Below are 14,949 nucleotides of genomic sequence, written 5' to 3'. Positions count from 1 at the left end.
AGCGATTACATTATAGATAACTGCAAACTCATATGGCTGAGCTATTCTACATTTTTGCTTTTAACGGCTACCTTGCAGCTCATGGAATACTCACACTCCACGTATGGCATCTTGCCCTAGTTTCATTGATTGCCACTCCTCTTGTAATCAATGAAGCAATCTCTCCCAAGCAACTACTCGGCATCGCAGGAGTTCAGATTACAATACTCGCATTGATGAGTATTGCGTCGGGTGGGTATCAAGGCATGTTCTGGATACCAGCGCTCTATTTCAAGTTTTCTTATCTAGCAAATCTCACACTAACGCTCGCATTCATTCTCATTTGCATTCTTTTTCTCTTCAAAATTCCTCAGAACAGCTCATCAAAGTTTGGTCAAGTAGCCCAGGTAGCTGTACCAATATTATTTGCGACCTTTAATCCTATACTGGCTGTTATTGCATCGAGCATAGCGAGCAATGCAGCTGAATATACGACTACAATGACGAAAAGCATGTCTGCAGCAGGCGCATTCTTTGTTGCCTTTGGAATACTCGTAGTTTTGCCATCTACTGCTGGGCTCGTAGTGTCCTACTTAAAAGCAGATCCCCTTAAAAAGCTTCTTACTATCTGCTGTCTGCTTGCCGGAGTAATTTCCTTATATTTTTCAGTCCTAAAGAACATCGAGTACTTTGGAGTTTCAAGTACTGTGACCCTCAACTTCTTTGAATATTACATCGCAATCGACTTATCTAAGCTACTCTAAATCCGGCTGACATCTCTTCACAAACACCAACAGCACCGCATGGCATTCCATGCAGTGGTGAAGCTGGAGTTCCCGAGTTAATCGGGGAGAGCAAGGCGGCAGGCAATACCTGCGCTGTTTGTTAAGTTAGTTTCTTCGGCATTGGCTACTCGCCTTGCCCGGGCTTTCTTGGGATGAACAACGTCGCCTCTTTTGCCTATAAGGCACGATAGCCGGTTTCCCGAAAAGACAGTGGCTTATCCAGTCAGGTTTCCCTGCCCAAACAGTTCCTCTGTCTCTGACAGACACATTTGCAAAAGCAAGTCTCCTTGCCGGTGCTCGTGTCCCCATCACCGCGTGATACCCTATATTCCTGGGCCCTTCCCCTCAAACCATGCGGCCACGTTTGAAGTTCGGTTCACCGGACCACCGAAAGCTGCGTTAACTCTTCCGATAGCCCCGCCCAGCCTACGACACACTGACGGTCGCTCCGCCAGCAGCCCGTTACGTAGGCATGGGTTTAGTATGGGCATGGTTTCAAGTGAGGGGGATAAGTTTTTTGGCAAGCCGCCTAACCCACTGGTGTCATCCCGGCCATCGAGCCGGGACCCATACCCCCTAGCCTTGCTATTAAACTAAGGCGCTCAGCCAATCTCCGACACCGGGGGTATGGGTCCCGGGTCTACGCTATGCTTCGCCCGGGATGACACCATGGTGCGCCATTACTGCCTAACCCAATCAAACACCAGCACTTAATAGCCCAGCGCGCAGCCGTCTTTGCGGGGATCGGAGCCACCAATCAGACCGCCGCCGTTGGCCCGGTCGAACATGATGGCCTGACCGCCGCCGATTGGAGAGGCTACGATAGCCACCTCATGACCCAGTGCTTTCAGGGCTTCGACAGTTTCCGTCGGGACACTGGTTTCCGCCTGCAATGACAGGGACTTCTCGTCGATAAACATACGCGGACAATCAATCGCTTCCTGCATGTTCATGCCGTAGTCCAGATGGTTGGAAAGCACGTGCGCATGACCGCATGGCTGATAACCGCCCCCCATCACGCCAAAGCTCATGTAAGGCAGTCCATCTTTCAGCGCCATGGCCGGAATGATGGTGTGCATTGGCCGCTTGCCACCAGCAATCTGGTTGGGATGATCCGCTTCCAACGTGAAGCATGCCCCGCGGTTCTGAAGCAGAACACCAGACTTTGGCGCAGCAATGCCAGAACCAAACCCATGATAGATGGAGTTGATGAAGGAAACGGCCAGACCATTCTCATCAACCACACTCAGATAAACCGTATCGGACTTTGGTGAGAGCACTTCCTCAGGCTGACGCGGCAAGACAGCATCCGTGCGGATGAGTTTTGCCAAACCATCAATGTAATCGCTATCAAGGAAGGCCTGCGGATCATACTCCATGAACTCCGGATCAGCCAGAAATCGATCCCGGCCTGAGTAAGCAAGCTTGGCGATCTCCATCTGAAGGTGGAAGCGCTCTGGCCCCATAGGGTCCAGATCAGCCCAGTCAAACCGCTTCATCAACTCCAGCATAACAAGCGCGATGATACCCTGCCCGTTCGGCGGCAACTCAGCGACCGTCACACCACGGTAGTCCGTGGTCACAGGCGTCAGGTCAACAGCTTCATGCGCAGCAAGGTCTTCAGCGGTCAGGTATCCGCCCTTGGACTGCACAACTGCTGCAATCTCTTCAGCAATCGGTCCATGATAGAACGCATCGGCACCCCCTTTGGCAACAGCTTCCAGTGTTTCTGCCAGCTGCGGGTTACGCATCACTTCACCGGCGACAGGTGCACGACCGTCCTTCAGGAATAGCTCCGTCGCACCTTCATCGCGTTTGAGAAAATCAACCGCCTCTTTCCAGTCAAAGGCCGCACGCGGACTGACAGCATATCCGTCACGCGCATAACCAATGGCGCGCTGAAGCACCTGCTCAAAGGAGAACTTCCCGTGATCCTTGAGCATCTTCTCCCAGCCACGCAGAGCGCCAGGAACGGTAATGGCATGGACAGAATGCGGCTCAATATCTAGCAGACCATCCGCTATCAGTTTGTCTGCACTCACGTTTTTAGGCGCACGGCCAGAAGAGTTCATGCCCGACAGCATTCCATCTGGCTGCGCGACAATAGCAAAGCAATCACCGCCAATCCCCGTCATATGCGGCTCAGCCACAGCATAAACCGCCATCGCAGCAACCGCCGCATCAGCCGCGGTACCGCCCTCCCTTAAAATTTCGAGCGCTGCATTGGTAGCCAATGGATGGGATGTCGCTGCCATTGCATGCGGAGCATAAACAGCAGAGCGACCTGGAGCATGAAAATCTCTAAACACGAAAAATCCCTCTTTGTATTTTGGCAGAGTACTTCCGCTCCTCCAACGAAGAATACCCCGCATCATCATCCTCTGCTAAAACAGGGTGATTCAGCAAAAACTATCAGGAAATACTTATGACGCAATTCAATCTTGAGCATGCCCGCACAATCATCTCCGCAGCGCAGACAAAAGGAAGTGAGCTTGGCCTCAAACCTCTCACCGTCGCTGTACTGGATGCTGGCGGCCATCTGGTTGCTCTCGAACGTCAGGATGGTTCATCCATTTTGCGTCCACAAATCGCAATGGGCAAAGCCTACGGCGCAGTTGCTGTTGGTGCAGGGTCCCGTTGGCTTAACGAAAACGCCCAGAGCCGCCCTCACTTTGTTCAAGCCCTCAACGGTGTAGCAGGCGGCGGCATTGTGCCTGTTCCGGGCGGCGTGCTGGTGCGCAATGCTGAAGGCGACATCCTCGGCGCAGTCGGCATCACCGGTGACACCTCCGAGAATGACGAAGCATCAGCCATTGCAGGCGTTGAAGCGGCAGGCTTCACCGCCGACGCAGGCTGACACAACATTACCGCAGTTGCTGGATTATATTGCCCCGGCAACTGCCCACGCTCTTAGGTTCACTTCTTTTCAGGTTGGTTCCCATGCCCATTCGCTTTGTTATTTTTGATATGGACAATGTCCTTTACGATTACGATCACCCTTACCGTCTCGGAGTCCTTTCGAAGATGACCGGCAAACCAGCGGAAGAAATTGACGCCATCGTCTTCAAAGGACCGGAAGAAAACGCAGCCGAGGCAGGCACACCTGACACTCCAGAAGAATATCTCTCGCAGTATCAAAAGCTTCTGGGCCATCCTATTTCACGTGAAACGTGGGTCAAAATCCGCCGCGATATGATGACTGAGTGGCCGGATATGCTCTCTCACGTCGAGGCCATCAAGCAAAATCACGAAGTCGCCCTGCTGACCAACAACGGCATGATGCTGAAAGACGCGCTCTACGAAGTCGCCCCCGCACTGGAACCAATCTTCGGCGACCGCGGCCACGCCTCAGCAGAATTCGGCACCCGCAAGCCAGATCCGAACATCTATCTCACAGTCTGCGAGAAATATGGGTTCCAACCGGAAGAAAGCCTCTTCGTGGATGACCGCCTCGACAACGTGGAAGGCGCCCGCGAAGCTGGCCTCACAGCCTATCAGTTCACCACAGAACCAGCTTTCGCCAGCTACATTCGCACTCTGGGCCTGATCAACTAGGCTTGTTCTGCAAATTCGAAATATCCCACTAACCGGGTATTCAGCAGCCGAGCAATCAGTTCGCCTCAAAGACGATTTCTCTCCTTAAGCTTGCAACTGTTGCGACACACGCAAACCAAATTGGAGAGAAATCTGTACCTGCGTTTGATCATAAGCTCAGCGGTTCTGGCCATATTCGTAGCACTGGCGATCATCCCATCCATCGCCTTCGCAGGCTCAACTCTGGCTTGGCCACGTGGCTGGATGATTGTGGCGCTGGTCTACTTCGCTCAGGTCGGTGTCGGCCTTTGGCTCGCCCGCATCAATCCGTGGCTGTTCAAAGAACGCACCACACTGCCCACCAAGAAGCTCAGAGCAGACAAACGCGCCACTGGCATTCTCTTCGGCGCCGTCTTCATCTACTTCTTCCTGGCAGCCTTAGATGCCCACGTCTGGCAGATCCTGCCGCAAACGGGAGACGTGAAGCCAATCCTGAGAGGCCTGTTTCTCTTCCTCTGCGGTGTCGCCCTAATCGTCTGGACCTTCAGCAAAAGCCCGTTCGCACAGCCCACGCCGCATATCGAAATCAACAAACAGCAATGCTTTGACAGCTGTGGCCCTTACGCACTGGTCCGCCACCCCATGTATCTTGGCATCATGTTCTGCATCGCAGGGCTCTCCATGATACTGGGCTCAAAGCTCTTCGCCCTGCTGGCCATCCCACTGGTCATCCTCGGTTTCCTACCCTTGATGAGACATGAAGAGAAAGCCCTCGCCGAAAACGTCGACGGCTACACCACCTACTCAGAAAATGTCCGCTGTCGCCTGTTCCCATGGATCTACTAAAAAAGCCGAAGGGGATCCTCCGGCTTCTGTAATCTTGCAATGATATCAGCAGATCAGGCGTCTTTTTTGGCCTCTGCAAGAGCTGCAATCTGCTTCTGCATTTCCGCCAGCTGCTCTTTCAGATCAGAGATATCGCCACTACTTGGCTGAGGTTCAGCCGGTTTTGGCGCTGGCTCTGGTTCAGGAGCCTTCTGCTGTGCTGCACCATCTGCACCCGCCGTCCCGTCAAACGGCAGAAACATCTTCATCGCACGATCAAACATATCCGCATTGCGTTTGACCTGATCTTCCAGCACTTCAAACGCAGAAGTACCAAAGTTCTGGCTCATCTGCGAACGCAGCTTCTCCTGCTCACGGGTGAGCGAAGACATGGAAAATTCCAGATAACTCGGCACCAGGTTCTGCATGCTGTCGCCATAAAAGCGGATCAGCTGCCGCAAGAAAGTGATCGGCAGCAGGTTCTGGCCCTTGCTTTCCTGCTCAAAGATAATCTGCGTCAGCACGGAACGAGTGATATCATCCCCCGACTTGGCGTCGATGACGACGAAGTCCTCTTCATCCTTCACCATCACCGCCAGATCCTCAAGAGTCACGTAAGTGCTGGTTCCAGTATTATAGAGCCGCCTGTTGGCGTACTTCTTGATGATAGTGGCTTCGCTTGTCTTAGCCATCAGATTTGAGTACCTCAATGCGCTATTACGGCTGATCAGGAACACTATCCCAATTTGCTCCAACCAGCTCCCCCCTTATCCCATATTTTTTACATACGGGATTAACTAGTAAGCCGCAGAGTAAGCCATATCCCACCTTTCACGCCAGCAGTTTCATAGGTGAACTATGGTCTTAATTGGATTTATCGAATTCATCTGGCTTTACCCCCTACAAATTGAATAGTCTGCCCATTAGGTATTCTACGAGTTCGAAGGACGTCTTATGCTGCAATGCACCAGCATGGCTGCCCGCCCTGGTGATTTGCGTGAGAACAAGAAGTCCCGCATTGCACAAATATTGGAGAATTGCTCATGACCTCGCCTAATGATGTTGTAATTGTAAGCGCAACACGTACCCCAATCGGGTCCTTCAACGGTTCCTTCGCCAACACCCCTGCTCAGGATCTTGGCACCGCAGTTATCAAGTCAGCGCTTGATCAGGCAAAAGTGGAAGCAAACGACGTCAACGAAGTCATCTTCGGCCATGTGCTCACGTCTGGTCTCGGTCAAAACCCGGCACGTCAGGCAGCACTCAACGCTGGCATGGCAGATGATTCGACCGCAATCGTCATCAACCAAGTTTGTGGCTCAGGCCTGCGCGCAGTTGCCATGGGCATGCAGCAGATCCAGTCCGGTGATGCAGACATCATCGTTGCAGGCGGTCAGGAAAACATGACCCTATCCCCACACTGCCAGAGCCTGCGGGCGGGCGTGAAAATGGGCGACTACTCCATGACCGACACCATGCTCAAAGACGGCCTGATCGACGCGTTCCAAGGTTATCACATGGGTATCACTGCAGAAAACATCGCAGAAAAGTACCAAATCACCCGTGAAGCACAGGACGAATTCGCTGTTTCCTCTCAGAACAAAGCAGAAGCTGCGCTGAAGGCTGGCAAGTTCAAAGACGAAATCACTCCAATCACCGTGAAAGAGCGCAGAGCTGAGCGTGTGGTAGAAGATGATGAATACATCCGTGTAGGCGCCAACATTGAATCCATGCAGAAACTGCGTCCGGCATTCAAAAAGGAAGGCACCGTAACAGCAGCAAACGCATCCGGCATCAACGATGGTGCAGCAGCTTTGGTTCTGATGAGCGCAGAAGCAGCTGAAAAGCGTGGCCTTACCCCGCTGGCAACCATCAAGTCCTGGGCAACCGCTGGTGTTGATCCTGCATACATGGGTCTCGGCCCAATCCCAGCTTCCAAGAAAGCCCTCGAAAAAGCTGGCTGGTCCATTGAAGATCTGGATCTGGTGGAAGCAAACGAAGCATTCGCTGCACAGGCACTGGCAGTTGGTCAGGAGTTGGGAATCGACTCAGACAAGCTCAACGTCAACGGCGGCGCAATCGCTCTGGGTCATCCTATCGGAGCATCCGGCGCACGTGTACTTGTTACTCTGCTGCACGAAATGAAGCGTGAAGAGAAGAAAAAGGGCCTTGCAACTCTTTGCATTGGTGGCGGTATGGGTATCGCACTGTGTGTTGAGAGAAAATAACCTCAACATAGGTAGTATTGTCACCCAATTGGAATAATTGAGCTTTATGGTCCCTGCGTAAAGTTCAAGTCAATTCCCTAACTAATGACGGAGTTGTCTTTGCTCCGTCATTATTATTACCTGTAGAGGTGGGTTCCAATATTTTATTCCTAAGGCGGGGAGTATATCGATGAGCAGGGTAGCGATTGTAACCGGAGGAACGCGTGGCATCGGCGCAGCAATTTCCAAAGGGTTGAAGGATGCAGGTTACACAGTTGCAGCAACTTATGCAGGCAACACGGAAGCAGCTGAAAAATTCAGCGCAGAAACCGGCATCAGTGTTTTCAAATGGGATGTAGCGGACCCTAAAGCCTGCGAAGCAGGTATTGCTCAGGTGACAGAAGAACTCGGCCCGGTCGAGGTTCTTGTAAACAACGCGGGCATCACCCGTGATGGCTGGTTCCACAAAATGGATTACGACCAGTGGTCCGCTGTGATGAAAACCAATCTGGACTCCATGTTCACCATGAGCCGTCCGGTTCTGGATGGTATGCGCGAGCGTGGCGCAGGTCGCATCATCAACATTTCTTCCATCAATGGACAGAAAGGTCAGATCGGCCAGACCAACTATTCCGCAGCAAAAGCAGGCGTGATCGGCTTCACCAAAGCCCTGGCGCAGGAAACCGCGCGCAAGGGCATTACAGTGAACTGCATCTGCCCGGGCTACATCGACACTGACATGGTGGCAGCTGTGCCTGAGAAGGTTCTGGAAAGCATTATTGGTCAGATCCCGGTTGGACGTCTCGGCAAGGCAGAAGAGATCGCAGGCATGGTCTGCTACCTCGCCTCCTCCGCCGCAGCCTTCGTCACTGGCTCCGTCATGACCATCAACGGCGCCCAATACGTCGCCAACGGCTAAAACAGCGTGTAGTCGTGATGTGAGCTTTAAAGCCGCAGTTCTTTAGCTGCGGCTTTCTGCTATCTGCACATTATCAATATTGATAATTCATTGTTTCCTGAGTGCTACTGTAGCCCACCAACTTCCCCTGCCAGATTCAACCGGATGTTCCATCCCTCATCCTCATACTTGCTTTGTCCATATCAACGTCAAGCGAGACAAAGCAATGAAACCTCTACACTTCGCTGCCGCCGCCTTAATCGGCCTCGGCTGCAGCACACTACCCCCAAATGCAGCAGCTGCTGAGTACTGTGTGCCACTAGAGAACGGCGGATCAATTTGCGGAGAGACGCAGTCTGCCAATGGTAAAGAATACAGTGTTTTCAAAGGTATTCAGTACGCTACACAAAAGCGCTGGGAGCCCTCAATAATCGTTCCAAGTTATGCCCCCAAAACACCGGCAACCGACTTTGGCAAGTCATGTATTCAAATGGGATATGACTCGAGCAAAGATCCTGATCAAAGCGAAGATTGCTTATTCCTGAACATCTGGACGCCTCAAACAGAGGACAAAGCCAAAAAAGACCGCCCAGTCATGGTGTTCATTCACGGCGGCGCTTTCATCGCAGGTAAGAGCAACGACACATATCCGCCAAAAAAGAAAGGCTCCCCGCCACCGAAAGAAGAGTTTCTACTCTACAATGGTGCTACTTTCGCAGCTGAACACGATGTTATCCTCGTCACCTTCAATTACCGGCTAGGCGCTTTAGGATTTATGCAACTAACTTTTTCCGAGCAAGGCGATATTCCATACGGCGGCAACTACGGCCTTCAAGATCAGATGAATGCACTAAAGTGGGTGCAGGAGAATATCGACAAATTTGGCGGAAATCCGAACAAGGTCACCCTTTTTGGAGAAAGTGCCGGAGCAATGTCTGCCGGGCTTCACCTTTGGGGCACTACAGAGACCCAAGACCTTTTCAATGCTGTAATTATGGAAAGCAACCCTATCGGCTATCGCTATCGTAGCAATGAGGATGGCGCTAAACAGGCAAAAATGTTCGTTGGTTGTCTGGCTGCTGTAAAATCAAAAATAAAAGTCAACAAAGACTGCAACCCTGTTCTCACAACCGAAAATGTAGACCTGAATAACTACACTCTGGATGAAATCAGCGACGCACAATCACTGTACGCCACATACAACTCCATCCATTTGGATACAGGCATAGTGGGATTACCGGGTGCACTCCCTTTCACACCAATCATTGACGGGAAGTTCTTAACGCAGCAGCCAGCAAGTCAGCTGAAAGACGGCAGTAAAAAGCCGCTTATTTTCGGCTTCAATCAAAACGAAGGCATCTATTTTGCTCAGGCAGCTGAGCCTCAAACCAAGAAGATCCTTTACAAGCACATGGTCAAAGGCCTGTTCACGTGCGCGTCTACAAAAGACAAAGGGTGTACAGCAACTGTTCTGGGAACTCCCGAATACAACCCCCAAACCGCTTTTACAGATGAGCAAAGAAGAGGACTGGCAAATGACAAGGTGACGGCCTTGTCAAACCTGATAAATGACTTCGCCTTCTCATGCGCGAACATGAGCATCAAACCAAATGCTGACCAGACGAACATCTGGGCTTATTTCTTCAATCAACCAGATCAGGTACAGATTTTGCCGGGTACAGGCAGCAATGCATGCGGCCCACAGAACCAATGGGACAACTCCTGTCATGCAGCTGAGCTTCCCTTCGTCTTCAACTCCCTGCCTCCAACAACCTCAAATGCCAACAAAAAGCTGGCCATGGGCATGAATACCATCTGGGCCACATTTGCCAAAAACTACGACACAACAGGCCCCGAACACGGCTGGGACAAATGGCAAGCCCAAACCAGCGGCTCAACAGATGCGCCACTGCTGAATGTGCTGAACGACGATAACACTAAAATTTCGGAGAATATCTTCGAAACAAGGCACTGCACAAACTGGCTAAACGACTGGCCTGTCAAAGTACGCAACTACAACGCCGCAATGCAGATCATTCACGAAACCACTCAATGACTACATTGAGCACAAAGCCCAAAACCGCCCCTTTATTGGGCGGTTTTCACTTCATCGGAGAGCCTTAGGTTTTCTTGGAACACATAATCAAGAAAGGGAACAAACTGATCGCTCAACTCACTCATTCTATCGACCTGCCTGCACTCAGGATAAAGCCCTTTCAAACTGTGCTGTATTCCTACTCCATAAAGACCTATCTTATTCTCTTTCTGCATCTCTGAAATCACTTCTTTCAGGTGCTCATAAAGATAAGAGAGAGAATTAATCGACAAAGTCGCATCATCAACTGGGGCCCCATCAGAAACAACCAACAGCAACTGGCGCTTCTTGCCTAAGCATGCCGATCTCGATGCAGCCCATTCAATTGCCTCTCCATCAACATTCTCTTTAAAGAGAGAGGGCAAGAACATCGCCGATAAATCGGGCTTTTTCTGATCTTCAAAACTACTATAAACGATATGCCTCAAAGCACACACTCTACCTGGTGATCGAGGTTTCCCTGCACGGAGCCATTCTTCTCGTATCGGCTTCCCTTTCCACTCACGAGTAGTGAAACCCAAAACTTCAAATGGGATTCCGAGTTTCAGTGAAAGCTGAGAAAATGCCAGCATCATACAGGCCGCAATATGCGTTTTCTCACCCTTCATTGATCCAGAATGATCAATAAGCAAACTGACAGAGATATTTGAGAAGCCATCTTCGCCGTATTTCTTCAGAAGATTATCAGAAACACCAATTACTTCTGCAGTTACCTGAGTTAACTGAGGTGCATACGCATTCTCAAATGCTTCATATGCCTCCCAAGCTAAATCAATTGTTGCAACTTTTGGATTCGGGCTTTTGATTTTCTTCAAAAGTTTCACTGCATCAATAACTTGATCAGCAGCTTTCGAAAAAACTCGATAGCTTGTAGTTCGTTCATTAGTCCCTGAAGAGAGATTGTTCTTTTTCCCAAGAACCTTTTTAAAAAACGACAACATTCGCGAAATTTACCAAATTAAGAAATATTGCCTATCTATAAGTGTTTATCTCTCACGAATTCAAGTTAAAGCGACTACTCTCTCGACGCATCTGTTCAAGCTTAATCCCTACCGCAAAAAGAAAAAGCCGCCCCAAGGGACGGCCTGATCTTTAAATCGCGATGATCGCTTCAGTCTTAGACGTCGTCTTTAGCCTGAAGGATCTGACGACCCCGGTACATACCAGTTTTCAGGTCAACATGGTGCGGGCGACGCAGTTCGCCGGAATCCTTGTCTTCCACGTATGTTGGTTGTGCCAGAGCGTCAGCAGAACGGCGGAAGCCGCGCTTCATACGCGTAACCTTTTTCTTAGGAACAGCCATCGTAGCTCTCTCTCTCGTCACATACGCACGCGCCACTCAAGCGCGGCGTCAACGTGCGAAATACACAATCTGTCAGAATGGCGGGGGTTATACAGGCAAACCGAAGGATTTGCCAGTCATAAAACGAAAATAATTTCGCACTACCTCTCCGTCGCCGAAATACAGCTAAGTACATCGCCGGCCACCTGAGCTCGGCTACGGTTTATACCGGCCAGCCTGCGATGTCCAGAGCTAGGTTTTGCGGGATTTCTGGCAATCGGATTCGGAAGCGCTGTCGCCAGCAAAGAGGCCTGAGTCGCAGAAAGTTTTGCAGCACTTTTCCCAAAGAAAGTTCGCGATGCAGCCTCCGCTCCAAAAATCCCTGGGCCCCATTCAGCCACGTTCAGATAGATCTCCAGCACCCGCCGCTTCGACAACACCGTGTCGAGCAGCATGGCCAGCGGAACCTCCAGCACCTTGCGCACATAATCCCGGTCGTTCCAGAGAAACAGGTTCTTCGCAACCTGCATGGTGATCGTGCTGGCACCGCGCGGGCGCTTGCCTTCAAACAGTTTGCCCACCTGCCCACGCACCGCAGACCAGTCCACACCGCCGTGTTTACAGAAGGTAGCATCCTCTGACACAACCACAGATCGTTGTAAATTAACGGAAATTTCTTCCAGAGGAACCCATTCACGCCAAACGGGCTGTCCAGTCACAGTACGAAGCAGCATGAGACTGGAGTAAGGAGGAACCACCGTATACAGCAGCGTCAGCACCACTGGCAAAGCCACCAGCACTCCTAAGGTACGGAGCGCCCAACGCTTTATTCTGCGCTTGAGTGGCTCTGGTTTCTCCTTTGATCGCGCTTTCTTCAAGCACTCTTCTCCGATACATCTTGAGGAACCGAGACGTCTCTTTGAGTTTCAACCATAAAGCGTTCCAGAGCCTTGCAAAGTAATTTTGCATTTCCTTCAAAAGAAGATTTGCGCCTCCAGACCATTCCAATCGTCCGGCGCGCTTTGGGATCGGCAATCTTGATCAGCTTCAAAGAGGTCCCGCGGTCGATATCTGCATCTACTGCAATACGTGGCACCAAAGTGACGCCGATACCGTTATCCACCATTTGCACAAGTGTTGATAAAGATGTGGCTTGTACATCCTCATTCGCGGTCAACATACGCCCTCCCGCCGCGGCAAGCACATGGTTTCGTAAACAGTGACCATCTTCCAGCAGCAACAACACCTCATTCGCAAGATCTTCCATCAGCACTTCACTCAGGTCCGCCAGTGGATGCGCACCCGGCACAGCCAGATAGAAAGCATCGCTTCCGATCTCCGCAGATTCAAACCCCGTAGTGTCATAGGGCAGCGCCATCAGGGCCGCATCAATACGCCCTTCCCGCAAAGCAATCATCAGATTGCGGGAGATGTCCTCACGCAAGAACAGCTGCAACTCTGGATAGAGCTCTCGCAGCTGAGGCAAAAACCGCGGCAACAGGAACGGAGCAACCGACGGGATCACGCCAAGCCGAAACCGACCACACAACGGCTTGTTCTGCGCCTGCACACCCTGCACGAGATCCTCCGCATCCCGCAAAAGCAGCGATGCCTTCTCCAGCACGCTCTCGCCCGCCTCGGTCAGCACCAGCGTTCGCCCGGAGCGGTCCAGCAGCTCACATCCAAGAATGCCTTCCAATTGCTTGATTGACGCAGAAAGCGTTGATTGCGTGATGAAACAAGCCTCCGCCGCCTTTGAAAAAGACAGGTGTTTGGCCAGCGTTTTGAAGTACTGAAGCTGTTTTAATGTGGGTAACATCGTGCGACCAGATGACACAGATCAAAGCCTGTAGATTAGAATTTCTCTAAGTTTTGGCGGAATTCGGCCAATCCCGATAGAACTTAGCACGCTCATCGAAAAAATCGATCGACTTCTTCGTTATTATCGTTTTGACCGATCAAATCAAGAGTTGCATAAAGACCCCAACGAAGACGTGTTTTTCTAGGTCTTCATGAGAATCACTAATCGACGCGCTCTGGCGTCATTCCATATTTAGGAGAGTACCATGCTCGGTATCGGCGAAAAGCTTCCAGAATTTGAAGTAGTTGGCGTTAAGCCTGGTTTCAACAACCACGAAGAAAACGGCGAAAGCGCATTTGAAGCAATCACTGAAAAGAGCTTCGAAGGTAAGTGGAAAGTAATCTTCTTCTACCCAAAAGACTTCACTTTCGTTTGCCCAACTGAAATCGCTGAATTCGCTCGCCTCGCTGGTGAGTTCGAAGACCGTGACGCAGTTGTTCTCGGCGGTTCCTCCGACAACGAATTCTGTAAGCTGGCATGGCGCCGTGATCACCCAGATCTCGACAAGCTGCCAATCTGGGCATTTGCTGACACCAACGGTTCCCTGATCGATGGCCTCGGCGTTCGCGCTCCAGAAGGCGTTGCTTACCGCTACACCTTCATCGTCGACAACGAGAACACCATCCAGCACGTTTACGCAACCAACCTGAACGTTGGCCGTAACCCAAAAGACACCCTGCGTGTTCTCGACGCTCTGCAGACCGACGAACTCTGCCCTTGTAACCGTGAAGTAGGTGGCGACGTAATCGCAGCTTAAGTCCGGAAGGATCAGAAGCCGGAGCATATAAAGCGAAAAATCGCAGGCTCCGGCTTCTCTAACGTATTCCCGAAAAACATAAAAACAGACTTCGGAAAAGAATACGCGCCAAATAAGTCAAAACATCACTTTGCACGTGGCCCATTGCCAAAATCATTAGGAGAAGCATCATGTCCATCGATACCTTGAAATCCCGCCTTGGCGACTTCGCTAAAGACGTACGTTTGAATCTTGGTTCTATGGCAACTGATGAATCTCTGACTGCTCAACAGAAGTACGGCCTGATCGTTGCTTGCGCCATCGCCACCCGCAACAACGACGTAAAGAAGGCCCTGATCGCAGAAGCTGCTCCGCACCTGTCCCCAGAAGCGATGAGCGCTGCCAAAGCTGCTGTATCAATCATGAGCATGAACAACGTCTACTACCGCTTCGTACACCTCTCCTCGAATGATCAGTACGGCACAATGCCTGCCAAACTGCGCATGAACGTGATTGGAAAGCCTGGCGTAGACAAAGTTGATTTTGAATTGTGGTCGCTTGCTGTTTCCGCCATCAACGGCTGTGGCATGTGCATCGATAGCCACGAAGCTATCCTGCGCAAAGCCGGAGTAACTGCCGAGATGGTTCAAACAGCTGTTCGTTTCGCATCAATCATCCAATCTGCTGCAGTCGCCCTTGAAGCATCAGAACTGGAATTGGAAGCAGCTGAATAATCACAAGCGCCTC

15 protein-coding genes are annotated in these 14,949 nt (G+C 51.1%); 9 read left to right on the top strand and 6 right to left on the bottom strand.

Translation table 11 applies throughout. The annotated features are described in order from the left end of the window. The first annotated feature begins 32 nt into the window (after positions 1–32). Positions 33–743, top strand: coding sequence for a hypothetical protein (locus AC3CB2_RS11815; RefSeq protein ID WP_352932040.1), 711 nt, complete (start codon positions 33–35; stop codon positions 741–743). Positions 744–1,474: 731 nt separating this feature from the next. On the opposite strand, the gene ggt is transcribed toward AC3CB2_RS11815, so the two are convergent. Beyond that, on the bottom strand, positions 1,475–3,142 hold the full coding sequence (gene ggt, locus AC3CB2_RS11810) for a gamma-glutamyltransferase (RefSeq protein WP_352932043.1): 1,668 nt from the start codon (positions 3,140–3,142) through the stop codon (positions 1,475–1,477). 47 nt (positions 3,143–3,189) lie between these two features. On the opposite strand from ggt, the gene AC3CB2_RS11805 reads away from it, so the two are divergent. From AC3CB2_RS11805 to AC3CB2_RS11795, 3 genes are all read left to right on the top strand, one after another. After that, positions 3,190–3,621 carry a GlcG/HbpS family heme-binding protein gene (locus tag AC3CB2_RS11805; protein WP_352932045.1) on the top strand — a complete coding sequence of 144 codons (432 nt, stop codon included), beginning with the start codon at positions 3,190–3,192 and terminating at the stop codon, positions 3,619–3,621. An 83-nt stretch (positions 3,622–3,704) separates the two neighbouring features. Then, the gene (locus tag AC3CB2_RS11800; RefSeq protein ID WP_352932047.1) at positions 3,705–4,319 is read left to right on the top strand and encodes an HAD family hydrolase; all 615 of its coding nucleotides are present in this window, start codon (positions 3,705–3,707) and stop codon (positions 4,317–4,319) included. A 120-nt stretch (positions 4,320–4,439) separates the two neighbouring features. Beyond that, entirely contained in the window at positions 4,440–5,144 is a 705-nt protein-coding gene (locus tag AC3CB2_RS11795) for a methyltransferase family protein (RefSeq protein ID WP_208998058.1), read from the top strand. 53 nt (positions 5,145–5,197) lie between these two features. On the opposite strand, the gene phaR is transcribed toward AC3CB2_RS11795, so the two are convergent. Then, a complete protein-coding gene (gene phaR, locus AC3CB2_RS11790; protein WP_352932049.1) occupies positions 5,198–5,815 on the bottom strand; it encodes a polyhydroxyalkanoate synthesis repressor PhaR in 618 nt (205 codons plus the stop codon). Positions 5,816–6,166: 351 nt separating this feature from the next. Between phaR and AC3CB2_RS11785 the strand changes: the two genes are divergently transcribed. The 3 genes from AC3CB2_RS11785 to AC3CB2_RS11775 all read left to right on the top strand — a co-directional run bounded on the left by AC3CB2_RS11785 (position 6,167) and on the right by AC3CB2_RS11775 (position 10,284). Further along, positions 6,167–7,351, top strand: coding sequence for an acetyl-CoA C-acetyltransferase (locus tag AC3CB2_RS11785; protein ID WP_008550599.1), 1,185 nt, complete (start codon positions 6,167–6,169; stop codon positions 7,349–7,351). A gap of 169 nt (positions 7,352–7,520) precedes the next feature. Beyond that, positions 7,521–8,249 (top strand): acetoacetyl-CoA reductase, encoded by a 729-nt coding sequence (gene phbB / locus AC3CB2_RS11780; RefSeq protein WP_008550593.1) that lies wholly within the window; start codon positions 7,521–7,523, stop codon positions 8,247–8,249. A 205-nt stretch (positions 8,250–8,454) separates the two neighbouring features. After that, positions 8,455–10,284 (top strand): carboxylesterase family protein, encoded by a 1,830-nt coding sequence (locus tag AC3CB2_RS11775; RefSeq protein WP_352932052.1) that lies wholly within the window; start codon positions 8,455–8,457, stop codon positions 10,282–10,284. 32 nt (positions 10,285–10,316) lie between these two features. Here the strand turns inward: AC3CB2_RS11775 and AC3CB2_RS11770 are convergent, their stop codons facing one another. The 4 genes from AC3CB2_RS11770 to AC3CB2_RS11755 form a co-directional block, all read right to left on the bottom strand. Next, entirely contained in the window at positions 10,317–11,264 is a 948-nt protein-coding gene (locus tag AC3CB2_RS11770; RefSeq protein ID WP_352932054.1) for a cobaltochelatase CobT-related protein, read from the bottom strand. A gap of 176 nt (positions 11,265–11,440) precedes the next feature. Next, entirely contained in the window at positions 11,441–11,626 is a 186-nt protein-coding gene (gene rpmF / locus AC3CB2_RS11765; protein ID WP_008550278.1) for a 50S ribosomal protein L32, read from the bottom strand. A gap of 140 nt (positions 11,627–11,766) precedes the next feature. Then, positions 11,767–12,483, bottom strand: coding sequence for a monofunctional biosynthetic peptidoglycan transglycosylase (mtgA, locus tag AC3CB2_RS11760; RefSeq protein WP_037037287.1), 717 nt, complete (start codon positions 12,481–12,483; stop codon positions 11,767–11,769). Beyond that, positions 12,480–13,424 (bottom strand): hydrogen peroxide-inducible genes activator, encoded by a 945-nt coding sequence (locus tag AC3CB2_RS11755; protein WP_352932056.1) that lies wholly within the window; start codon positions 13,422–13,424, stop codon positions 12,480–12,482. Before AC3CB2_RS11755 ends, mtgA begins: the two co-directional genes overlap by 4 nt. 247 nt (positions 13,425–13,671) lie before the next feature. Here AC3CB2_RS11755 and AC3CB2_RS11750 point away from each other — a divergent pair, with 247 nt between their 5' ends. Together AC3CB2_RS11750 and ahpD are read left to right on the top strand one after the other, a co-directional pair. Then, a complete protein-coding gene (locus AC3CB2_RS11750; RefSeq protein WP_014283148.1) occupies positions 13,672–14,223 on the top strand; it encodes a peroxiredoxin in 552 nt (183 codons plus the stop codon). Between the two features lie 170 nt (positions 14,224–14,393). Then, positions 14,394–14,936 (top strand): alkylhydroperoxidase, AhpD family, encoded by a 543-nt coding sequence (ahpD, locus tag AC3CB2_RS11745; RefSeq protein WP_014283149.1) that lies wholly within the window; start codon positions 14,394–14,396, stop codon positions 14,934–14,936. Positions 14,937–14,949: the final 13 nt, after the last annotated feature.

The organism is Pseudovibrio sp. SCP20 (assembly GCF_057774105.1).
This window is presented reverse-complemented; position numbering and strand designations above follow the sequence as displayed.

Bases quoted from the DNA above. Each gene is read 5' to 3' on its own strand.
- AC3CB2_RS11815 (WP_352932040.1), top strand. From the start codon at position 33: ATGGCTGAGCTATTCTACATTTTTGCTTTTAACGGCTACCTTGCAGCT.
- ggt (WP_352932043.1), bottom strand. From the start codon at position 3,142: ATGATGATGCGGGGTATTCTTCGTTGGAGGAGCGGAAGTACTCTGCCA.
- AC3CB2_RS11805 (WP_352932045.1), top strand. From the start codon at position 3,190: ATGACGCAATTCAATCTTGAGCATGCCCGCACAATCATCTCCGCAGCG.
- AC3CB2_RS11800 (WP_352932047.1), top strand. From the start codon at position 3,705: ATGCCCATTCGCTTTGTTATTTTTGATATGGACAATGTCCTTTACGAT.
- phaR (WP_352932049.1), bottom strand. From the start codon at position 5,815: ATGGCTAAGACAAGCGAAGCCACTATCATCAAGAAGTACGCCAACAGG.
- AC3CB2_RS11785 (WP_008550599.1), top strand. From the start codon at position 6,167: ATGACCTCGCCTAATGATGTTGTAATTGTAAGCGCAACACGTACCCCA.
- phbB (WP_008550593.1), top strand. From the start codon at position 7,521: ATGAGCAGGGTAGCGATTGTAACCGGAGGAACGCGTGGCATCGGCGCA.
- AC3CB2_RS11775 (WP_352932052.1), top strand. From the start codon at position 8,455: ATGAAACCTCTACACTTCGCTGCCGCCGCCTTAATCGGCCTCGGCTGC.
- AC3CB2_RS11770 (WP_352932054.1), bottom strand. From the start codon at position 11,264: ATGTTGTCGTTTTTTAAAAAGGTTCTTGGGAAAAAGAACAATCTCTCT.
- rpmF (WP_008550278.1), bottom strand. From the start codon at position 11,626: ATGGCTGTTCCTAAGAAAAAGGTTACGCGTATGAAGCGCGGCTTCCGC.
- AC3CB2_RS11755 (WP_352932056.1), bottom strand. From the start codon at position 13,424: ATGTTACCCACATTAAAACAGCTTCAGTACTTCAAAACGCTGGCCAAA.
- AC3CB2_RS11750 (WP_014283148.1), top strand. From the start codon at position 13,672: ATGCTCGGTATCGGCGAAAAGCTTCCAGAATTTGAAGTAGTTGGCGTT.
- ahpD (WP_014283149.1), top strand. From the start codon at position 14,394: ATGTCCATCGATACCTTGAAATCCCGCCTTGGCGACTTCGCTAAAGAC.